This is a genomic window from Nocardiopsis halotolerans DSM 44410 (assembly GCF_000341065.1).
Taxonomy (GTDB): domain Bacteria; phylum Actinomycetota; class Actinomycetes; order Streptosporangiales; family Streptosporangiaceae; genus Nocardiopsis; species Nocardiopsis halotolerans.
On record NZ_ANAX01000070.1, the window covers coordinates 1 to 20,536 of the forward strand.

Genomic DNA, 20,536 nt, shown 5'->3' on the forward strand with positions numbered 1-20,536 from the left:
CATCGGTGAGCCGGAGGCCTCCGCCGACCCCGTGAACACGCCGCACGTGCGAGAGCGGTACGCCGAGGCCCGCCGCTCCGCCCACGGCGTCTAGACGCACTGACCATGGAGCCCGGTGTCACCGGCCCTGACTGGCACGCGGGAAGGGCCTTCGGGGCCGGTGCGGACGGCGACGCCCGCACCGGCCCCGGAGGGTCCTCCATGCCCCACGTCCCCACGCCGGGACCTCCCCCGCCGGACGCCTCGCGTCGGCACACCGTGGCGCCAACGGCCACCGGCCCGGGCGCCCTCCGCCGCCGTGGGTACGTGACACCCCCGGAGATACAGTGGTTCCCCGCGTCCCGCTGGCCTAGCCTGTCGACCGCATCCACCACCCGACAGAACATGGTGAGCATGAACGACGTACGGCTTCGCCAGCTGGGGAGTACCTCCCTGCGTGTGTCCCCCCTGTGCCTGGGCGGGAACGTCTTCGGATGGACCGCGGACGAGCACACCTCCTTCCGGATCCTGGACGCCTACACGGCGGCGGGCGGGAACTTCGTCGACACCGCCGACTCCTACTCCGCCTGGGTCGAGGGCAATCAGGGCGGCGAGTCCGAGACGGTCATCGGTCGTTGGCTCGCCTCGCGCGGACGCCCCTCCGACATGGTGATCGCCACGAAGGTCAGCCAGCACCCCGACTTCCGCGGCCTGTCGGCGTCCAACGTCCGGGCCGCCGCCAAGGCCTCCCTGGAACGGCTGGGCGGGGAGACCATCGACCTGTACTACGCGCACTTCGACGACCCCGACACCCCGCTGGCCGAGAGCGCCGAGGCCTTCTCCCAGCTCGTCGAGGAGGGCGTGGTGCGCCACGTCGGACTGTCCAACCACAGCCCCGGCCGCATCCGCGCGTGGCTGGACGTCTGCGAGGAGCGCGGCCTGCACGCCCCGGTCTGCGTGCAGCCCCTGTACAACCTGGTCGAGCGCGGGATCGAGGACGACCTGGTGCCGCTGGCGCGCGAACGCGGCCTGGCGCTGCTGCCCTACTTCGGCCTGGCCCGCGGCTTCCTCACCGGCAAGTACCGTCCCGGTTCCGCCGAGGTCGACAGCCCGCGCGCCGGGAAGGCCCGCGCCTACCTGGACGCCCCGCGCGGCAGGCGGGTGCTCGACGCCCTGGACGCGGTCGCCGACCGCGACGGGGTCTCCCAGGCCGCCGTCGCGCTGTCGTGGCTGGTGGACCGCCCGTCCGTGGTCTCGGTGCTCGCCAGCGCCCGCGACCCCGAGCAGCTCGCCGACCTGCTGCCGGTCAACCACCTGCGGCTGGACGAGGAGTCCGCGGCCCTGCTCACCCGGTCCACCGACCCGGAACCCTCCGAGACCTCCTGAGCCCCTCTCCGACCGCGTTCAGACGAGTCCGGCGAGGAGCGGAATCTGCTCGGGGTCGGCCAGGGCCGTGCCGACCGCGACCATCCGCGCCCCCGCGCCCAGGTACTCACGTGCGTTGTGGGCGTCCATGCCGCCGGTGGCCACGACCCTCAGCTCGGGGAAGGGCCCGCGCAGCGCGCGGAACCACGCCGTGCCGAGCGACGTCGCGGGGAACGCCTTCACCCAGTGCCCACCCGCCCTCACGACGCCCTGGACGTCGGTCGGAGTCGCCACGCCGGGTAGGTGGGGCATCCCCGCGGCCTCCGAGGCGGCCATGACCTCGGCGTCGAAACCCGGCGCGACGGTGAAGGCCGCGCCGGCCGCGGCCACGGCGCGGACCTGCCCCGGGGAGATCACGGTGCCCGCGCCGACGGGGTGTCCGCGATCGGCTCCGGCCCTGGCGGTCGCCCGCAGGGCCTCCAGCCCGTCCGGGTCGCGGGCCGGGACCTCGACGGCGGTGACGCCCAGGTCCCACGCGCGCGTGGCCAGCTCGACCGTGGTGTCCACGGGCATACCGCGCAGGATCGCCAGCACGCGCTGGTCCCCGAACAGTCCGTCCAGACCCTGGTCACTCATGTCCGACTCCTCCTACCGCGGCGACGGCCGCTGACGCGTGATCGATCCACCGGTCCCCGGGCACCGCCAGGAGACCCCCCAGGCTCCGTGCCGGGGGAGGGTCCGCGAGGTCTCCGACCACGCGGAGGGTACGCCCGGCACACAGGTGCCCCAGGCGCAGGCGCCCCCGGCCGTCGAGTCCGCGCAGGTGCCCCGCCAGGTATCCGGCCGCGAAGGCGTCCCCGGCCCCCACCGGTTCGACGACCTCCACCAGGGGCGCGGGCACGTGCTCGTCGTAGCCGCCACGGAACTCGGTGGCCCCGTGCTCGGCGTCCTTGACCACGAGGCGGCTCACGTCCGGCAGGAGCGCCCGAACGTCGCGGGCGGTGCGCGTGCCCCAGAGCTCCTCGGCCTCGTCCCTGCCGACGAAGACGATGTCGGCGAGTCTGGCCAGTTCCAGGAGGCGGGGAGCTGCCTCCCCCCGTTTCCACAGACGCGGCCTGTGGTTGACGTCGAAGCTCACCGTCAGGCCGGGATCGGCCAACAGGCCTTCGGTGAGCGCGTCGCACCCGGGCGAGAGCGCCGGGGTGATCCCCGACAGGTGGACCATCCCGGCTCCCCGGACGAGGGGATGCTCGAAGAGGCCGGGGCCGAGAGCCGAGGCCGCCGACCCCGTGCGGTAGTAGTAGACCGTGCTTCCCGAGGGTGCGGGGTCCTTGGCGAACAGCGCCGTGGGGCGGACCGGATCGACCTCCACACCGGACACGTCCACGCCCCGCTCCTCCAGGCTCCTGGTGAGCAGCCTCCCGAAGGGATCGTCGCCCACCCTGCTGAGCCACGCGGCCCGGTGTCCGAGGGCGGCCAGGGTGCAGGCGACGTTGGACTCCGCGCCGCCGACGCCCATGGACAGGCTCGGCGCCCGGTCCAGAGGGGTCGCGGCGGCCGGTGTGAGCAGGAGCATGGTCTCACCGATACAGGTGACCTGCGGCGTCATGGGGTCCCTCCGAAGGGGTGCGCGGGCGGGGCGGGGACACTCACGGGAAACGACAGGAGCGCACCGTCGCACGGACCGGCGTCGTCCAGGCCGACTGTCGCGGAGGTGACGAACATCCTGGGGGTCGGGGCGTCGACGACGCACACACTCGTGGGCTGGACGGCGGGCAGGCGCACCACCCGTTCCAGGACGCCGTCGGGGGCGTAGCGATGCACCCGGCCAGCGCCCCAGACCGCGACCCACAGGCGTCCTTGCGCGTCGACCTGCATCCCGTCCGGATTTCCCCCCTCGACCCGGGCGAAGACGGTCCGAGCTCCGGGTTCTCCCCCGGGGCCCATCTCGTAGACGTCGATCCTGCCCGCGGCGCTGTCGGCGAGGTACATGCGGGTGCCGTCCGCGGTGAAGGCCGGGCCGTTGGGAACGGTGTAGCCCTCCAGGACCCGGGTGACCCCTCCTCCGGGGTCGGCGCGGTAGAGCGACCCGGCCCCGGGGGTCCCGTCGTAGGCCATCGATCCGGCCCAGAACCGCCCCCACGGGTCACAACAGCCGTCGTTCATCCTCATCGGTGTGGGCGCGCCGTCCTCAGGCCTGGCCAGCCACTCGAGCCCTCCCTCTCCGGAGAGGAGGGCCACCCCGGTTCCCGCCGCCGCGACGTGGGTCCCGGGTCGGCCCCTGACAGGCGCCACCGCTCCCAGGGGCACGTCGAGCGCGCACAGGACCTCGGCCTGTCCCGGGGCATGGGGGTCCAGCCTCAGGAGCCGTCCGGTGAGGATGTCCACCATGAGCAGGTGGGCCCCCTCCCACCGGAGCCCCTCTCCCAGTTCGAAACGGTCCGGGTTCCACGGTTCGGGTGTCACGTGCGTCCCTCCTCCTACCATTCCGCGAAGGATCCGTCCTCGTGGCTCCACACCGGCGGCCTCCAACGGTGGCCCACCCGGTCCGCCCTGCGGACGGCGTCCTCGTCCACCCGCACGCCCAGGCCGGGGGACTCGGGTCTGCGGATGTGGCCGTCGGGGAAGTCGAAGACGCTGGTGTCCAGGACGTAGTCGAGCAGTTCGGCGTCCTGGTTGTAGTGGATACCGATGCTCTGTTCCTGGATGAGGAAGTTGGGCGTGGCGAAGGCCACCTGGAGGCTCGCGGCCAGGGCGACGGGACCCAACGGGCAGTGCGGGGCGAGGAGGGCGTCGTAGGTCTCGGCGAGGGAGGCGATCCTTCGCACCTCGGAGATCCCCCCCGCGTGGGAGAGGTCGGGTTGGGCGACCGCGATCCCGGCCTGGAGCGCGGGAAGGAAGTCGGTGCGGCCGAACAGGCGCTCGCCCGTGGCGATCGGCACCGGGCTGCACCGCACGACGTCCCCGAGCAGGTGCCCGTACTCGGGTAGGAGGGGCTCCTCCACGAACATGGGGCGCAGCGGCTCCAACAGAGGCAGGACCCTGCGGGCCGTGGCCGCGTTGAACCGACCGTGGAAGTCCACCGCGACGTCGCGGTCCGGTCCCAGTACGTCGCGCACACCGGCCAGCCGTTCCACGACGCCGTCGATCTCGCGCACGGTGGCCGAGCGCCCCATCACTCCGGACGCGTTCATCTTCACGGCGGTGAGTCCGGAGTCCACGCGCGCGGCCACCGCCTCCGACAGCTCGACCGGATCGTCACCGCCGACCCAGCCGTACACGCGGACCCTGTCGCGGACGGGACCGCCGAGGAGCTGGTGGACGGGGACGCCCAGCCGTTTGCCGGCGATGTCCCACAACGCCTGGTCCAGTCCCGCGACCGCGCTGGACAGGACCGGCCCTCCCCGGTAGAACGCGGCCTTGGTGAGGCGTTGCCAGTGGTGTTCGATGGGCGCGGGATCCTCGCCCAGAAGCAGTTCGGACAGTTCGTCGACCGCGGCGCGCACGGTCTCCGCGCGTCCCTCCACCACCGGCTCGCCCCAGCCGACGACCCCGTCGTCGGTCTCCACCCGGCACATCAGCCACCGGGGCGGGACCAGGAAGGTCTCGATACGGGTGATCCTCACTACGGCTTCTCCAGATCGTCTTCGGCCGCGTCTTCCTCGGTGACGCGAAGGAGGTCCTCCCTGGCCTGGTCCAGCAGGGAGCGCATGGCCGCCTCCGCCGCCGGGGGGTCGCCGTCGGCGACGGCGTCGGTGACGGCGCTGTGGCTGGGCACCGGATCCTCATGGCTGCTGCCGTGCACCAGTCGGTCCCGTTCGGAGAGCCCCGCGGCGAAGAAGACGTCCGTACGGGTGAACAACTCGTTGCGTGTGGCGGCCAACAGGGCACGGTGCCAGCGCAGGTCGGCCCTCGCGGCGGCCTCGGCGGGCCCGTGGACGGAACCGGCGATGTCGGCGAGCGCCTCGCGCAGCTCGGCGACGTCGGCGTCCGTACGGCGCCGGGCCGCGAGGAACGCCGCGGCGGGCTCCAGGGCGTCGCGGAGTTCGGCCAACTCCCGGAAGAACACCTCACCCGCGCCCGCGGCGATCTGCCATCTGACCACGTCCGGGTCGAGCAGGTTCCAGTCACCGCGCGGGCGCACGAACGTTCCCTTCTTCTGCCGCGAGCCGACCAGACCCTTGGCGGCCAGGACCTTGATCGCCTCGCGGATCGCGGTGAGACTCAACCCGAGCTCCTCGCTGAGGGCGGCGAGGTCGATCGTCTCCCCCTCGCCGATCCCGCCGGAGAGCACGCGCTCCCCCAGCAACCGCACCGTCTGGCCATGCACACCGCGCCCCGAGTAGGCCGCCATCACTTCCTCCGTTCCAGGCGCCCCGTCACGACGACGCCTTGTAGATACTCCACCCTCCGTCCACCGGCAGGCTCACCCCGGTGACGTAGGAGGCCTCCCGGGAGGCGAGGAAGGAGATGACGGAGGCGACCTCGTCCGGGTCCCCGAAGCGGCCCGCCGCGGTCTGTCCCACGCTGTCGCGGCGCTCCTCCTCCCCCACTCCCTCCCACGCGGCGGTGAGGACGGGGCCGGGCAGTACGCAGTTGACGCGCACGCGTGGCCCGTACTCGACGGCCAGCTGGCGGGTCAGGGCCGTGAGCCCACCCTTGGTGGTGGCGTAGGCCGGCCGGTCCGGGAGACCGAACCAGGCGTGGACCGAGGAGGTGACGACGACGCTGCCGTTGGTGGCGGAGAGGTCCCCCAGACAGGCGCGCACACCCAGGAACGCTCCCGTGAGGTTGACGGCGAGCTGGCGCTCCCACGAGTCGAGCGTGGTCTCGTGGACCGGTGACGGCTCGAAGGTGTAGGCGTTGGAGACGAGGATCCCCACCGGACCGAAACCGGCCCGCGCGGCTTCCACGACACGGTCCCAGGAAGTCTCGTCGCGCACGTCGGCCCGCACCGCCAGAGCCCGTCCGCCGTCCGCGCGGATGCGCTCGGCCGCCTCCTCCACCCGCGGGGACAGGTCGGTCAGCACCACCGAGGCGCCCTCCACCGCCAAACGCCGGGCGGTGGCCTCCCCGATGCCCTGGGCCGCGCCGGTGACCACGGCCGTCACCCCGCCGTGCCTGGTGTCTGTCATGTCACTCCGTAATCTGGTAGATGGTCCGGGACTCCCCGGGACGCTGGTGCCCGTGTCGGCTACGACCGCGCCGGAGCGAACACGACGGTGGGAGCGGTACCCGGGTCCGGGTCGGGGACGAGGACGTCGAAGCGCGCCGGCGTGCCCGGCCGCGTGGCCGTGATGACAGGGCCGGACGCACCGTGGCGCAGCGTGCCCGGGCGCAGGGACGTGAAGGTACCGGTCAGGCGCCGCCCTCCGGGCTCCCGCGCGCCCCACCGGGGGTGCTCACTCCAGAAACCGTCGGGGGTCACCTCGACCACGGGCCCGGTGCCCGAGCCGAAACCGAACTCGACGCCGAGGGCCGTTCCCCGGCCCGGCGCGAGTTCGGTGAGCGGACCCAACGCCTCGCACTCCGTCACCCGGTCGACCGGACGCAGATCCCCCAGGTGCTCCAACGGCCGGGCCACCGGGTACTCGAGCCACACCTGCGCCCTCGAACCCCGGTCCGGGTACGGCTCCCCCTCCCGTACGGCGAAGCGCTGGGTGAGCGTGCCCTGGGCGCCCACGTCGGCCAACCATCCGGTCGCCGTGGGGAAACCCACCTTGCCGACCACGTCCTGTCGGGGCACCCGCACCACGGAGGACGTGTGCCGGGCGACCCGGGGATGGCCGTCACCCTCGACGAGCGGCACGGTGTGCGGCCCCTCGCCCTCCACTCCCACGTAGACGCCCCGCGCGTCGTCCCCGTCACCGGGCTCGCCGCTGAGCTGGGTCACGTTCCACAGTGCCCAGCGGCGCACGGTGTCGGAGACGTTCACCGCTTCCAGGAGCAGCTGGTAGGCGGCACTCTCCGGTTCCAGGGTCAGGCGGCGAATGAGCCTCAGCCCCGTGCGGGGATCGTCGCCGCTGGTCAGGGTGAGCACGGCGGAACCGTCGGGAGCGGTCTCGACCCCGGCTGTGTAGGGGCCCGAGTCCAGCACCGGGTCGGGGGGTCCCGCCCACTCGCCGGGGCCGTCCCATCCCTGCGGTGCGGGCCAGGTCTTGTCGCCGCCGACGTTGTTCCACACGCTCATCGGCCCGTCCACGGGTCCGAGCACGGCGCCTTCCACCGGTTGGAGGTCCTCCCCCAGCAGGCGGGGGTTGCGGTACAGGTGCTCGTGGCCACGGTGGCGCACGGAGACGATCCGCCCTCCCAGCGAGGGCGCCGCGGTCAGCCGCAGCACGCCGTTGTCCAGGACGATCAGTTCGTGGGCCCCCGAGCCGTCACGCACCACCTCGACGGAGCCGCTCACCGGTCCGCCCCGTTCACCAGGCACACCTTGCCCCGGCTCTGGCCCGCGGCCAACCGGTAGGCGGCGTCGGCGTCGGAGAGGTCGAAGCGGTCGGAGACCACCCTCTCCGGGGAGAACCCCCACCGCACCAGGTTCACCGACAGCTCCGCCATGGCGGGCAGGGACGTCACCCACGAGGCGTGGAGGGTCAGCTGCTTGTGCAGGAGGGTGTCGGACACCTCGGTCTCCAGGGTTCCTCCCTCGCCGACCAGTGACACCCGGCCCCACTCGGCCGCGTTCTCCAGCGCCAGGGAGCGGCCCGCGCGTGATCCGGAGCAGTCCATCACCGTCGCCGCCCCCCTGCCGGACGTGGCCTGACCGATCGCGTCGGCCGCCTCATCGGGAGAGGCGAGGACGTCGAAGGCGTCCAGGGTGGCCGCCCACTCGCGGCGCCGCTCGTTGGGTTCGACCCCGATCACCCGGGTCGCGCCCATGCCCCTGCCGATCATGCCGGCGGCCAGACCCACCGGGCCCAGGCCGACGACGAGCAGGTCTCCGTCGCCGTTGACCGAGACACGCCTCAGCCCCTCGTAGGCGGTGCCGAAGCCGCAGGCGATGAGGGCGCCGTCGACGAAGGACAGTTCGTCGGGCAGGGGCACGCAGGTCGCCTCCTCCGCCAGCAGGTACTCGGCGTGGCCTCCGTCCCGCTGCCAGCCGTAGGCGGCCCGGCCCGGGTCGGGGCAGCTGATCATGAAGCCGCGGCGGCAGTTGTCGCACAGGCCGCATCCGGCGATGTGGTAGACGATGACCCGGTCACCCGGCCCGAACCTGCGGCACCCCGGACCGGTCCGTACGACCGTCCCCGACGGCTCGTGCCCCGCGACGACGCCCCGGTAGGCGGGGCCCTCGATTCCTCGGTGCGTCTTGTGCTCGTGGTAGATGAAACCGATGTCGCTGCCGCAGATACCCGAGGCGCCGACCCGGAGCAGTACCTGCCCGGGACCGGGTTCGGGCACGGGCAGGGTGTCCAGGGCCGCGGTCGAGTCGCCGGGCAGGCGCACCCCGCGCATGACCTCCGGGAGCGGAGTGTCGGAGACCGTCGTGTTCATGGCTGGGGTTCCCCCGTTCGATCTGGAAAGTGCGGGTGGAGGGCTCCCGGAACCGCGGCCGTCCGAGGGCCCGGCGCGGTTCGGGGAGCACGTCCTAGGCGAGCCTGTTCGCCGTGTTGCGCTTGCTGAGGAGCACGTTGACGAGGACGGCCCCGACGATGATGAGGCCGCGCACCACGTCCTGGAAGAAGGAGTTGACGCCGAGCAGCACCAGCCCGTTGGCGATGACCGTGATGAAGATGACGCCCAGGAAGGTGCCGCCGAGCGAGCCCCGTCCTCCCGCCAGCGCGGTGCCGCCGATCACCACGGCGGCGATCACGTCGAACTCCAGTCCGGCCGCGGCGCCGCCGTTACCCGATCCCAGGCGGGCGGCGAGCAGAACACCGGTGATGGCTGCGAGCAGGCCGGTGGTGGCGAAGAGCAGGACGCGTACCCGGGACACGTTGAGCCCGGCGAGCTGGGCCGCGGCGGCGTTCCCCCCGGTGGCGTACACGGAACGCCCGTAGGCGGTGTACCTGGCGACATAGGCGAAGACGGCGAAGAGCACCAGCATGACCACCGCGGCGGTCGGGACGCCGAGGACCGAACCGCCGAGTACGTCGAGGACGGAGTTCTCGGGCAGGGGTACGGGCAGCGCGTCGGTCATGTACAGCGCCAGTCCGCCCAGGACGCTCCACAGCCCCAGGGTGGTGATGAAGGAGGGGACGTTGAACCTGGCCCTGAGCCACCCCGCGAGGGCTCCCCACAGCACGCCCATGAGCAGGGTGAGGACGATGGCTCCGCCCACGCCGAGGTTCCACTCGGTGGCGCCCTTGGCGACGACGACCGAGGCGAAGGCGACGGCCGGACCGATGCTGATGTCGATCTCGCCGGCGATGATCACCAGCGTGACGCCCCAGGCCGCGATGCCGATCGTCGCGGCGTTGCGCAGGAGCCCGAGCTGGTTGTCCAGGCTCAGGAAGCCGGAGGCGGAGAGGCCGAGAACGACGTAGAGGAGCAGGATGGCGGCCAGGAGGCCGATCTCGTTGAGGCGGTGGCCGTAACGGCCGATGAAGTCGCCGCGCGCGGTGACCGCCTCGCCGGTGACCTTGGTGGTGGTGGTCATTTCTACCTCGCCCTTCACGCCGCCATCGCGGCGGCCATGATGTTGTCCAGGGTGATGTCGTCGCCGGTGAACTCGCCTTGCAGGCGGCCTCCGCGCAGGGTCAGCACGCGGTCGCACACGAGCGGCAGTTCCTCGAGTTCACTGGAGACGAAGAGGATCGCCGCGCCCTGCTCCGCCAGTTCGCGCACGATGCCGTAGATCTGGGCCTTGGCCTCCACGTCCACACCGCGGGTGGGTTCGTCCAGGAGCAGGATGCGGCTTCCCGCGTGGAGCCAGCGGCCGATGACGGCCTTCTGCTGGTTGCCGCCGCTGAGGTTGACGATCGGGGTGTCGGTTCTGGCGGCCTTGATCGACAGCCGGTCGATGAGGCCCCGACCGATGGTCGAAACGCGGGAGGGGAGTACCGTCCCGGCCTTGGCGGCGCCTCCGAACCAGGTCATGACCATGTTCTCGGAGACACCCAGGAGGGGTACGACGCCCTCCCCCTTGCGGTCCTCGGGTGTGATGCCCACGCCCAGGCCCTTCATGGTCCGGGGAGAGGGGCGTGTCACGGGTGTTCCGTCCACCTCGATGGCCCCCTGGGAGGGGGCGAAGCCCGACAGCGCGCGCAGCAGCTCGGTGCGCCCGGAGCCCATGAGACCGCCCAGCCCCAGGACCTCGCCGGGGTACAGGTCGAAGGAGACGCCGTCGACCTTGGGCGGGACCGTCAGGTCCCGTACCGACAGCAGCGGTGTGCCGGAGGCGGTGGCACGGCGCGGCGGAGCCTTCTCCTCCTCCGCGTGTCCGAGCATGAGGGAGACGATGTGGCGGGTGGTGGCGCCCCGGACGGGCACGGTCTCCACGATGGCGCCGTCGCGCATGACGGTGACGTTGTCGGCGACGCGGCGGATCTCGTCCAGGCGGTGGCTGACGTAGATGACGCCCACGCCACGGGAGGCGACGCGGGTGACGGCCTCCAGGACGGTCTCGGCCTCGCTCGCGGCGAGCGCGCTGGTGGGCTCGTCGAGGATGAGCAGCAGGGGCCGCGCCCGGAAGGCACGTGCGATCTCCACCAGCTGTTGCTTGGCCAGGGGCAGCTCCCCGACCGGGACGTCGGGGGCGATGTCGACGCCGAGTTCGGCGAAGACCCCCTCGGCTCCGGCCCTCATGGCGCCGTAGTCGATGCGCCCGCGCCCCTTGGGCCAGGCACCGAGGTAGAGGTTCTCGGCGGCCGACAGCTCCGGGACCAGGCTGAGCTCCTGGTACACGGTGCCCACTCCGAGGCTGGCCGCCTGACGGATCCCGCCCTGGTCGAGCGGTTGGCCGTCGATCTCGATCCGGCCCTCGTCGGGGGCCTCCACCCCCGACAGAAGGCGGATCAGGGTGGACTTCCCGGCGCCGTTGCGCCCGAGCAGGGCCCGGACCTCCCCGGCACGGATCTCGAAGTCTGCGTGGTCCAGTGCCCTGACGCCGGGATAGCTCTTGGACGCGTCGCGGACGCGGGCCACGACGACGGTGTCGGGCGCCGCCGCGGCGGAGGTGTCACTCATGGGTGCTCCACAGGTGGGACGAGGGATGGGGGCGTGGCTCCGGCCACCGGTCAGGGGATGCCGTTGGGGTGCTCCTCCAACCACGCCGCGCCGTCCTCGGGCGTCGTGTACAGGTCGATGGGAGCGTCGGTGACGAACTGCTCGGGCTCCCGGCCCGCGATGACGCGCTCGACCGTCTCCCCCGCCAGGCGGCCGACCGCCCTGCCGGAGATGTCGACGTTGGCCTTGAGGATGTCGTGGTCGGCCAGCGCGCGGGCCGCGTCCGTGGACATGTCGCTACCGAAGACGACGACCTCCCCGGCCAGGCTCCGGTTGCCCACGGCGCGGACCGCGCCCATGGTGGCGCCGCCGGCCTCGCCGTAGAAGGCGTCCAGGTCGGGGTGGGCTGTGAGGAGCCGCTCGCCCACGTTGACGGCCTCGTCGATGGTGGCGCCCTCCTGGTTGGCGACGATCTCGGCTCCGGGCAGGCGTCCGAGGAGGGCCTCCTCGAACCCCTCGCGCCGCTGGACGCAGACCTCGACGAACTCGCAGTTGATGACGGCGATGTCGGGGTCCTCCACGCCCTCGGACGCGAAGTGGTCCGCGGCGGCTTCGCCGAGCAGGCGGCCGAACTCGTGGGGGTCACCGAGGATGTAGGAGGTCACGTACTCCCTGGCGACCTCGTCCTCGATGCAGGTGTTGTAACAGACCACCGGGATCCCACTCTCGTGCGCCAGGCGCACGGCCGGGACCGAGGCGGTGGCCGAGACCGGTGACAGGACCAGTGCGTCGACGTCGGCCGAGGAGACGACGTCGACGAAGGTGCTCTCCTCGGAGGCGTCACCGCGGGCGTTGAGCTCCAGGAGCTGGAGTTCGCGCCCGGACTCCTCGGCGTGGTTCTGCATGCCCTCGCGCACACCCGCGTAGAAGCCCTGCGCGTCCATGTAGACGACACCGATACGACCGTCCTCACCGAGCCTCGCACCGCACCCGGCGAGCATCACGGTGCACAGGGCGACGGCGAGAGCGGCGAACACACGGCCTGGGGGACGCGGCGTTCGTCTGCCCATGGGGACCTCCTCGACGTAGGGCGAACGCGCTCACCTGCGCGGACGCCTTCCTCAACTCCAGAAGAGCATGCCAGGTGACCCAGGTAACGTCAAGAATAAATAGTAATTAATTATTTTTCCCCGTGCAGCGGGCACAGCGAAGCCCGGCGCGGGCCGTGGAGGAGAGGGGGGTTCGCGGGTGCGTGGAAGGGCGCGGGGAAAGTCCGGCCGGGACGCGAAGAGGGAAGAGGGTGTCGTCACGGGTCCGGGGGCGGACCGGAGGAAGGAGGGAACGCGGCCGGGAGGAGGGGGAGCGCGATGGACGGACGGTCGGACCCCGCGGTTCACGGGGCGGGGCGGGACGGGCGGCAGGGCTGGGCCAGCACGCCCGTCCCGCTCATCCGGCGTCCGTCAGCAGCTCCTTGACCAACGCCGCCACCTGGTCGACCTGGACGAGGAACCCGTCGTGGCCGTGGGGTGAGGTGATCACCCGCGCCGACGCGGGCACCGGCAGGTGGCGGGCGATCTCCTCCTGCTGTTCGAGCGGATACAGGTGGTCGCTGCTCACCCCCGCCACCAGGGTCCGCTCGGGCATCCGGCGCAGGGCGTCGGCCACACCGCCCCGCCCCCTGCCCACGTCGTGGCCGTTCATCGCCTCGGTCAGCAGCACGTAGCTGGCCGGGTCGAACCGGCGGGCCAGCTTCCCCGCGTGGTGGTCGAGGTAGGACTCCACCGCGAAACGGCCGCCCAGGGCAGGGACCTCTCCGACCTGGGGGTCGCGCCCGAACCGGTCGTCGAACTCCCGCGTGCCCCGGTAGGTGATGTGCGCGATCCGCCGCGCCACCCCCAGTCCGGCGGTCGGTGACCGTCCGGTGCCGTGGTAGTCACCGCCGAGCCAGTCGGGGTCGGAGCGGATGGCGTGCAGCTGGGGCGAGGTCCACGCGATCTGCCACGCGGTGGTGGCCGCGGGGCAGGCCAGGACCAGGGCCCGGCGGACCCGGTCGGGGAAGGTGACGGCCCACTCCAGGGCGCGCATCCCGCCCATGGACCCGCCGATCACCGCCGCCCAGGAGTCAATGCCCAGGGTGTCGGCGAGCACCTCCTCGGCGCGCACCGTGTCGCGGATGGTGATCCTCGGGAACCGGCTGCCCCAGGGCCTGCCGTCCTCGGCGGTCGAGGAGGGGCCGGTGCTGCCCTGGCAGCCGCCCAGGACGTTGGGCGCCACCACGAGGAGGCGGTCGGTGTCCAGGGGCAGCCCCGGACCCACCAGGCCCTCCCACCAGCCCGGGCTGGGGTGGCCGGGACCGACGGCGCCGGTGACGTGGGAGTCGCCGGTGAGCGCGTGCAGCACCAGCACCGCGTTCGTTCTCCGCGTGTTGAGCCGACCCCAGGTCTGGTAGGCGATGCGCACGCCGGGCAGCGACTCCCCCGAGTCCAGTTCCAGGGGCGCCGCCCACTCCGCCCAGCGCCGTTCGCCGACGGGGTCGCCGTCCCGCCACCCACCGGCGACGGGACGGCTGGGATCCTCGGTCACCGGTGCGCCTTCGCCGCCTGGAAGCCCAGTTCGAGGTCGGCCTTGAGGTCGTCCGGGTGCTCCAGGCCCACGGCCAGGCGGATCAGCCCCGGCGTGACACCCGCGCCGGCCTGCGCCTCGGGGGTCATCTGGCTGTGCGTGGTGCTGGCCGGGTGGACGATGAGGCTGCGCACGTCGCCGATGTTGACCAGCTGGCTGAACAGCTCGGTGCCGTCCACGAAGGCCCGTCCGGCCTCGACCCCGCCGCGCAGGTCGAAGGAGACCACCGCGCCCGCGCCCTTGGGCAGGTAGGTGCGCGCCTGCTCGCTGAAGGGGCTGGAGGCCAGGCCCGCGTAGTAGACCTTCTCGACCTCGTCACGCGATTCCAGCCACTCGGCGAGGGCCTGGGAGTTGGCGACGTGGCGCTCCATGCGCAGGGACAGCGTCTCGATGCCCTGGAGGATGAGGAAGCTGTTGAGCGGGGCGATGGCCGCGCCGGTGTCGCGGAGGACCTGGACGCGGAGCTTGGCGGCGTAGGCGCCCGGGCCGAGCGCCTCCCAGTACTTGAGGCCGTGGTAGCTGGGGTCGGGCTCGACGAAGCCGGGGAAGCGGTCGCCGTGGGCGCCGAAGTCGAAGGTGCCCGCGTCCACGACCACACCGGCCACGGTGGTGCCGTGGCCGCCGAGGTACTTGGTGGCCGAGTGCACGACGATGTCGGCGCCGTGCTCGATGGGCCGCAGCAGGTAGGGGGTGGGCACGGTGTTGTCGACGATGAGCGGAACGCCCTCGGCGTGCGCGGCGTCGGCGACGGCGCGCACGTCCAGGACGTTGCCGCCGGGGTTGGCGAGCGCCTCGGCGAAGTAGAACCCGGTCTCGGGGCGGGTGGCCGCACGCCAGGCCTCGGGGTCGTTCTGGTCCTCGACGAAGCTGACCTCGACACCGAGTTTGGGCAGCGTGTAGCGGAACAGGTTGTAGGTGCCACCGTAGAGCAGCGGGCTGACGACGGCGTGACCGCCCGCGCCGACGAGGTTGAGCACGGCGGCCGTGATGGCGGCCGACCCGGACGCGAAGGCGACCGCGGCGACGCCTCCCTCCAGGGCGGCGAGACGCTGCTCCAGGACGTCCTGCGTCGGGTTCATGATGCGCGTGTAGATGTTGCCCGGCTCCGCGAGGCTGAACAGGTCGGCGCCGTGCTGGGTGTCCCGGAAGACGTAGGAGGTCGTCTGGTAGATGGGCGTGGCCCGGGCGTTGGTCGCCGGATCCGGCTGGGCCCCGGCGTGGATCTGCTGGGTCTCGAAGGACCAGGCCTTCTCGGCGGCGTCGTCCGTGGTCATGACACAACCTCTGTCTGTGTTTCAGGCCGATGGAGCATGAACGGGCTCTGACGGGAGAACCCTGGCTTCCGCCGCCGGAGCCGGAGGCTACGCAGCGCGCCCGGTCACACGGACTCGGGCGACGCGGGGGCGTCGAGGAAGCGCGGTCATGGGATGAGGCTAACATCCTGTTTCACCAGGCGACCAGCGTTTCTCACATTATGGACACCCTCAGGGCACCAGGCCGCCGTGATCCCTCCCACCACCGCCCCGCGCCCGCAGTCGGGTGTTATCCGCGCGCCGGCCCGGGTAGCTGGCCGGGTCAGGGGCCCGCCCCGGCGCGGGCCCCTGGCCCGGGCTCCCGACGGGGCGCCCGGCGATGTGCGGACGGAAGCGGCGGGCCGCCGNGGTGTCAGCTACCGAACAATCCACGGACTCTCACCTAGAGTGAACAAGCCACTACCGGACGCACGGGGGACGAGACCAGATGACACACGACTTTCCCGACGACCGCGGCAGCGACCCGGGGTCCTTCGACGAGTTCCTGGCGCGCTTCCTCGGAGCCCGGGGGCCGGTTCGCCGCGTGGACCTGTCCAAGCTGATGAGCTCCGAGGCCCAGCAGGTGGCCGACTCCGCCGTGCGGCGCGCCCTGGAGAGCGGCGGCGCCGACGTCGACACGGTCCACCTGCTGTGGTCGCTGCTGCGTCACCCGCCCACACGGGAACTGGTACAGCGCACCGGCTCCGACCCCCAGCAGATCATCGACGTGATCGACCAGGCTGTGTCCCAGACCCCGAGGACGGTGAGCGGGTCGGCGCGGCTCACCCCCGCGGCCAAACGCGCCCTCCTCGACGCGCTCCAGATCGCGCGTGCCACGGGCAGCTCCAGCATCACGCCCGAGCACCTGCTCTTCGCCCTGGCGGTCAACAGCGACAGCGCCGTGGGCCAGCTCCTGCACAGCTCGGGGATCACCCCGCAGTCGTTGCAGAAGGCGGCCGGGACCACCGCCTCCGCCGCCGCGCAGGGCGGTGAGGCCGAGCAGTCCGACACCCCGACCCTGGACGAGTACGGCACCGACATGACCGCGCTCGCCCGGGAGGGCCGTCTGGACCCGGTGGTGGGACGCGACGACGAGGTCGAGCAGTGCATCGAGGTGCTCGCCCGTCGCCGCAAGAACAACCCGGTCCTCATCGGCGACCCCGGCGTGGGCAAGACCGCGATCGTGGAGGGCATCGCCCAGCGCATCTTCGACGACGACGTCCCCGAGATCCTGCGCGGACGCCGCCTCGTCCAGCTCGACCTGGCCGGGGTCGTGGCGGGCACGCGCTACCGGGGCGACTTCGAGGAGCGCCTGAACGCGATCGTGGACGAGATCCGCGCCCAGTCCGACCAGCTGCTCGTCTTCATCGACGAGATCCACACCATCGTCGGCGCCGGTGCCGCCGAGGGCTCCACGAACGCGGGCAACATGCTCAAGCCCGCGCTGGCCCGCGGCGAACTGCACGTCATCGGCGCGACCACCGTGGACGAGTACCGCCGGAACATCGAGAAGGACGCGGCCCTGGAACGCCGCTTCCAGCCGATCCTGGTGCCCGAGCCGTCGGTGGAGGACACCATCGAGATCCTGCGCGGGCTGCGCGACCGCTACGAGGCCCACCACCAGGTCCGGTTCAGCGACGAGAGCCTGGTCTCGGCGGCCGAACTGTCGGACCGCTACGTCACCGACCGGTTCCTGCCGGACAAGGCCATCGACCTCGTCGACCAGGCGGGCGCCCGGGTGCGCCTGCGCCTGAAGACCTCCAGCTCCGCGCTGCGCGAGATGGAGGGCAGGCTGAGGAACCTGGAACGGGAGAAGGAGAAGGCGGTCCAGGAGGAGGACTACGAGCGCGCCTCGGCGCTGCGCGACGAGATCTCCTCCGCCAAGGGGTCGATCCACCAGGCGCGCGGGACCGGCTCGGCCGTCCCCGAGGTGACCGGCGCCGACATCGCCGAGGTGGTCTCCCGCAGCACCGGCATCCCCGTCTCCCAGCTCACCCAGGAGGAGCGCGACCGGCTGGTCAACCTGGAGAAGGTGCTGCACGAGCGGGTGATCGGCCAGGACGAGGCGGTCACGGCGGTCTCGGAGGCGATCCGCCGGTCGAGGGCCGGTCTGGGCGACCCCGACCGGCCGGTGGGCAGCTTCCTGTTCCTGGGCCCGACCGGCGTGGGCAAGACGGAACTGGCGCGCGCGCTGGCCGAGGCCCTGTTCGGGTCCGAGGACTCCATGGTCCGCATCGACATGAGCGAGTTCCAGGAGCGGCACACGGCCAGCCGCCTGACCGGCGCTCCCCCGGGGTTCGTGGGGTACGAGGAGGCGGGACAGCTCACCGAGGCGGTGCGCCGCCACCCGTACTCGGTGCTGCTGCTGGACGAGGTCGAGAAGGCCCACCCGGACGTGTTCAACCTGCTGTTGCAGCTGCTGGACGACGGGCGGCTGACCGACGGCCAGGGCCGGACGGTGGACTTTCGCAACACGGTGGTCATCATGACCAGCAACCTGGGGTCGGAGGCGATCACCGGCGGCGCCCCGATGGGCTTCACCAGTGACGGCCAGATGGACCCCGACACCGAGCAGCGGGTGATGCGGCGGCTGCGCGAGGAGTTCCGCCCCGAGTTCATCAACCGCATCGACGAGGTCATCGTCTTCAAGCAGCTGGGCGAGGAGCAGCTGGGCCGGATCACCCGGCTCCTGCTGGAGCGCACCGAGGAGCGGTTGAAGGCGCAGGGCATCACCGTGCGGTTCACCGACGAGGCGGTGGGGTGGCTGTCCGAGCGCGGCTACCAGCCCGCCTACGGCGCCCGGCCGCTGGCGCGCACCATCCAGCGCAACGTCGGCAACAAGCTCTCGCGCATGGTGCTGGACCAGCAGATCATGGAGGGCGACCACGTGCTGGTGGACGTGGACGAGGAGGGCGAACTGCGGATCTCCACGGTGCCGTCGTAGTCAGCCGGACGGATCCCGACGGTGGGGGCGGGCCGGTCGGCCGCCCCCACGGTCGTTCGGCGGTGCCGGTCGGAGGTACCGGTCAGCAGGCCCCGACGTCCCTCCAGACGCCCCACTCGCCCGTGGTGCCGGGCTCCTCTCCCCGGGTCCACCACTGGGCCTGGTACAGGCGCCCGCCGTGGCCGACCCGGTCCCCGGCCGTGTACACCGTGTCCGAGGACCAGGCCGGGGCCGCGCACTCGCCGGGGTCCGTGGGGTCCGTCGGGTCGGTCGGATCCGTGGGCGGGACGTCCCCGCTCTCGCGGACGCGCTCGCGGATCCACTCCCCCGCGGGCTTGAGGGACTCCGTACCGGTCCAGGGGCCGCCGGCCTCGCAGGTGCCGGGCTCGAACACCGCGCCGGAACGGAAGTCGTCGGAGAAGTTCCAGTTCACCCAACTGATCCGCTCCTCGGCCATGAGGTCCAGGTAGGCCTGGGCGGAGGCGAAGTCGTTGGGACCGTCGCCGGTGTACTCCTGGGTGCCGAACTCGGTGACGAACAGCGGCAGCTCCCGCGCCGCGGCCCGCAGGCCCTCCCGGTGGAAGTCGTCGTGCGAGGCCGCGTAGAAGTGGAAGACGTACATGACGTTGTCGGCGTCGACCGGGTCCTCGACGATCTCGGTGTGGTCGGAGTCCTCCGACAGACCCAGGGAGGACCAGCCGCGGGTCCCGACGAGGACGACGGCCCCGGGGTCCTCGGCGCGGATGACCGGGATCATCTCCTCGGCGTAACCGCGGATCACGTCCCAGGAGACCCCGTTGGGCTCGTTGGCGATCTCGTAGAGGACGTTGTCCTTGTCGGCGTGGACGGCGGCGATCTCGGAGAAGAAGGTACGCGCCATGTCGAGGTTGTGGCGCGGATCGCCGGGCGTGAGCATGTGCCAGTCGACGATGACGTACATGCCGCGCTCGGTGCCCTCCTCGATGAGCTCGTGGACCCGGTCGGTGAAGCCGCGCGGGTCGGTCTCGTAGCCGCCCTCCTGGACGTACATGGACACGCGCATGACGTCGGCGCCCCAGTCGTGGGCGAGCGCGTCCAGGGAGCCGTCGGTGAGGCAGTCGCCGTACCACTGGAGACCGTGGGAGCTCATGCCGGTGAGCTGGACGGTCTCGCCGCTCTCGTCGCAGAGCTTGGTCCCGCAGACGCTCAGCTGGCCGTGGGCCTCCACGGGGGTGACGGCGGCAGCGGCGGCACCGGTCGGAGCGGGGGAGGCCTCGGCCGGTCCCTGCGCGGCGGTGAGGACGGCGGGGGTGAACAGGAGCGTGCTGGCGAGCGCGGCGCCGGTCAGGGCGAGGCGTCGTCGGACGCGGGTGGGGGGTCGCACCAGGATTCTTCCTCACGGGTGGCGGTTCGGTCCGACCGTGACGGCAGACCCGAACCGGAAGGAGACTTTCCCGTGCAACCTAGGCTGATCGTCACCCAGGGACAAGCCCCCCTGACGGAACGGATGCGCGTTCCCGCACGCGGTTTCGGGGAGGGGCTCGTCCGGCACGCGTGCGCCTCCCCGCCGGGGACCTGTTCGGAGGGCCGCTCCGGCCTCGGACGACCGGGCGGGCACCCCGGAGACGGAGCTCGACGGGACCCTCCGGAGCGGTGCTCTTGGAGAGGCTGCGGAACACGGGGAGTCCGCGGGGCGCGCCGTGGTGACCCGCGCGTCCCACGGGCCCTTTCCGCCCCGGGGTCAGGCGGGGCGTCTCATGCGGGGCTGCCTCAGGCGGGCTCGGGCTCGGGTTCGGGCCCCGGCGGTTCGGGGAGCGGACCCGGGCCGGGCGGCTGCGGTTCCGGTTCGGGCGGGGGCTCGGGCATCGGTGTCGGGGGGAAGGGATCCGGCGGCATCGGGTCCGGTTCTCGCAGGGTCCCGTCACGGGTGCGGGTGTTCATCCGTACCTCCTCACTGGGCGGCGGCGCGCGGGTACGGCCGCCCGCGCGCCGCGCCGGTTCAGGTCCCGGCCCGCAGTCGGGGCAGGACCTCGTCCGCGTAGAACGCGAAGAAGCCGTCCTGGTCGTCACCCACCTGGCAGACGTAGACCTCGTCCGCACCGGCCTCCAGGTAGGGACGGATCGCCGCCACGTGCGCCTCCGGATCGGGCCCGCAGGTGATCTCCCCGGCCACCATGTCCTCAGTGACCAGGCTGTCGGTGAGCTGTTCGAAGTGGCGCGGCAGCGGGAGCAGCTGGGGCGCCTC

The 20,536-nt window shown here is 72.3% G+C and carries 17 protein-coding genes and 1 pseudogene; 2 read left to right on the forward strand and 16 right to left on the reverse strand.

Annotation, left to right across the window (positions count from 1 at the left end):
• Positions 1-393: 393 nt before the first annotated feature.
• Positions 394-1,365 (forward strand): aldo/keto reductase, encoded by a 972-nt coding sequence (locus D455_RS0105635; RefSeq protein ID WP_040684497.1) that lies wholly within the window; start codon positions 394-396, stop codon positions 1,363-1,365.
• Between the two features lie 18 nt (positions 1,366-1,383).
• Here the strand turns inward: D455_RS0105635 and D455_RS0105640 are convergent, their stop codons facing one another.
• The 13 genes from D455_RS0105640 to D455_RS0105700 all read right to left on the reverse strand — a co-directional run bounded on the left by D455_RS0105640 (position 1,384) and on the right by D455_RS0105700 (position 15,350).
• Positions 1,384-1,980: a bifunctional 4-hydroxy-2-oxoglutarate aldolase/2-dehydro-3-deoxy-phosphogluconate aldolase gene (locus D455_RS0105640; protein ID WP_017569783.1), complete on the reverse strand. Its 597-nt coding sequence runs from the start codon at positions 1,978-1,980 to the stop codon at positions 1,384-1,386.
• Positions 1,973-2,953 carry a sugar kinase gene (locus D455_RS0105645; RefSeq protein ID WP_017569784.1) on the reverse strand — a complete coding sequence of 327 codons (981 nt, stop codon included), beginning with the start codon at positions 2,951-2,953 and terminating at the stop codon, positions 1,973-1,975. The genes D455_RS0105640 and D455_RS0105645 overlap by 8 nt, the downstream gene beginning before the upstream one ends.
• Positions 2,950-3,810 (reverse strand): SMP-30/gluconolactonase/LRE family protein, encoded by an 861-nt coding sequence (locus tag D455_RS0105650; protein ID WP_017569785.1) that lies wholly within the window; start codon positions 3,808-3,810, stop codon positions 2,950-2,952. The genes D455_RS0105645 and D455_RS0105650 overlap by 4 nt, the downstream gene beginning before the upstream one ends.
• 14 nt (positions 3,811-3,824) lie before the next feature.
• Entirely contained in the window at positions 3,825-4,970 is a 1,146-nt protein-coding gene (gene dgoD / locus D455_RS0105655) for a galactonate dehydratase (RefSeq protein WP_017569786.1), read from the reverse strand.
• Positions 4,970-5,698: a FadR/GntR family transcriptional regulator gene (locus D455_RS0105660; protein WP_017569787.1), complete on the reverse strand. Its 729-nt coding sequence runs from the start codon at positions 5,696-5,698 to the stop codon at positions 4,970-4,972. Before D455_RS0105660 ends, dgoD begins: the two co-directional genes overlap by 1 nt.
• A gap of 25 nt (positions 5,699-5,723) precedes the next feature.
• Positions 5,724-6,479: an SDR family NAD(P)-dependent oxidoreductase gene (locus tag D455_RS0105665; protein ID WP_017569788.1), complete on the reverse strand. Its 756-nt coding sequence runs from the start codon at positions 6,477-6,479 to the stop codon at positions 5,724-5,726.
• 59 nt (positions 6,480-6,538) lie between these two features.
• Positions 6,539-7,753: a hypothetical protein gene (locus D455_RS29355; protein WP_017569789.1), complete on the reverse strand. Its 1,215-nt coding sequence runs from the start codon at positions 7,751-7,753 to the stop codon at positions 6,539-6,541.
• Positions 7,750-8,841 (reverse strand): zinc-dependent alcohol dehydrogenase family protein, encoded by a 1,092-nt coding sequence (locus D455_RS0105675; RefSeq protein WP_017569790.1) that lies wholly within the window; start codon positions 8,839-8,841, stop codon positions 7,750-7,752. The genes D455_RS29355 and D455_RS0105675 overlap by 4 nt, the downstream gene beginning before the upstream one ends.
• 94 nt (positions 8,842-8,935) lie before the next feature.
• Complete coding sequence (locus tag D455_RS0105680) at positions 8,936-9,946, reverse strand: ABC transporter permease (RefSeq protein WP_017569791.1); 1,011 nt, start codon at positions 9,944-9,946, stop codon at positions 8,936-8,938.
• 14 nt (positions 9,947-9,960) lie between these two features.
• Entirely contained in the window at positions 9,961-11,475 is a 1,515-nt protein-coding gene (locus tag D455_RS0105685; protein WP_017569792.1) for a sugar ABC transporter ATP-binding protein, read from the reverse strand.
• Positions 11,476-11,525: 50 nt separating this feature from the next.
• A complete protein-coding gene (locus tag D455_RS0105690; RefSeq protein ID WP_040684501.1) occupies positions 11,526-12,524 on the reverse strand; it encodes a substrate-binding domain-containing protein in 999 nt (332 codons plus the stop codon).
• Positions 12,525-12,900: 376 nt separating this feature from the next.
• Positions 12,901-14,037: a homoserine O-acetyltransferase MetX gene (gene metX / locus D455_RS0105695; protein ID WP_017569794.1), complete on the reverse strand. Its 1,137-nt coding sequence runs from the start codon at positions 14,035-14,037 to the stop codon at positions 12,901-12,903.
• On the reverse strand, positions 14,034-15,350 hold the full coding sequence (locus tag D455_RS0105700) for a bifunctional o-acetylhomoserine/o-acetylserine sulfhydrylase (RefSeq protein WP_017569795.1): 1,317 nt from the start codon (positions 15,348-15,350) through the stop codon (positions 14,034-14,036). The genes metX and D455_RS0105700 overlap by 4 nt, the downstream gene beginning before the upstream one ends.
• A gap of 466 nt (positions 15,351-15,816) precedes the next feature.
• Here D455_RS0105700 and D455_RS0105705 point away from each other — a divergent pair, with 466 nt between their 5' ends.
• Positions 15,817-18,312, forward strand: a complete 2,496-nt coding sequence (locus D455_RS0105705) for an ATP-dependent Clp protease ATP-binding subunit (protein ID WP_017569796.1) — start codon at positions 15,817-15,819, stop codon at positions 18,310-18,312.
• A gap of 82 nt (positions 18,313-18,394) precedes the next feature.
• Here D455_RS0105705 and D455_RS0105710 read toward each other — a convergent pair whose 3' ends face one another.
• From D455_RS0105710 to D455_RS29360, 3 genes and pseudogenes are all read right to left on the reverse strand, one after another.
• Positions 18,395-19,639: a cellulase family glycosylhydrolase gene (locus D455_RS0105710; RefSeq protein WP_241480178.1), complete on the reverse strand. Its 1,245-nt coding sequence runs from the start codon at positions 19,637-19,639 to the stop codon at positions 18,395-18,397.
• A gap of 422 nt (positions 19,640-20,061) precedes the next feature.
• Positions 20,062-20,232: a hypothetical protein gene (locus D455_RS34430; protein WP_017569798.1), complete on the reverse strand. Its 171-nt coding sequence runs from the start codon at positions 20,230-20,232 to the stop codon at positions 20,062-20,064.
• A 58-nt stretch (positions 20,233-20,290) separates the two neighbouring features.
• Positions 20,291-20,536: pseudogene (locus D455_RS29360) on the reverse strand (LLM class F420-dependent oxidoreductase); the annotation flags it as partial.

What these genes read in the sequence shown, in the direction of transcription:
- D455_RS0105635 (WP_040684497.1), top strand. Translation starts at nt 394, where the DNA reads ATGAACGACGTACGGCTTCGCCAGCTGGGGAGTACCTCCCTGCGTGTG.
- D455_RS0105640 (WP_017569783.1), bottom strand. Translation starts at nt 1,980, where the DNA reads ATGAGTGACCAGGGTCTGGACGGACTGTTCGGGGACCAGCGCGTGCTG.
- D455_RS0105645 (WP_017569784.1), bottom strand. Translation starts at nt 2,953, where the DNA reads ATGACGCCGCAGGTCACCTGTATCGGTGAGACCATGCTCCTGCTCACA.
- D455_RS0105660 (WP_017569787.1), bottom strand. Translation starts at nt 5,698, where the DNA reads ATGGCGGCCTACTCGGGGCGCGGTGTGCATGGCCAGACGGTGCGGTTG.
- D455_RS0105665 (WP_017569788.1), bottom strand. Translation starts at nt 6,479, where the DNA reads ATGACAGACACCAGGCACGGCGGGGTGACGGCCGTGGTCACCGGCGCG.
- D455_RS0105675 (WP_017569790.1), bottom strand. Translation starts at nt 8,841, where the DNA reads ATGAACACGACGGTCTCCGACACTCCGCTCCCGGAGGTCATGCGCGGG.
- D455_RS0105680 (WP_017569791.1), bottom strand. Translation starts at nt 9,946, where the DNA reads ATGACCACCACCACCAAGGTCACCGGCGAGGCGGTCACCGCGCGCGGC.
- D455_RS0105685 (WP_017569792.1), bottom strand. Translation starts at nt 11,475, where the DNA reads ATGAGTGACACCTCCGCCGCGGCGGCGCCCGACACCGTCGTCGTGGCC.
- D455_RS0105690 (WP_040684501.1), bottom strand. Translation starts at nt 12,524, where the DNA reads ATGGGCAGACGAACGCCGCGTCCCCCAGGCCGTGTGTTCGCCGCTCTC.
- D455_RS0105700 (WP_017569795.1), bottom strand. Translation starts at nt 15,350, where the DNA reads ATGACCACGGACGACGCCGCCGAGAAGGCCTGGTCCTTCGAGACCCAG.
- D455_RS0105705 (WP_017569796.1), top strand. Translation starts at nt 15,817, where the DNA reads ATGACACACGACTTTCCCGACGACCGCGGCAGCGACCCGGGGTCCTTC.
- D455_RS34430 (WP_017569798.1), bottom strand. Translation starts at nt 20,232, where the DNA reads ATGAACACCCGCACCCGTGACGGGACCCTGCGAGAACCGGACCCGATG.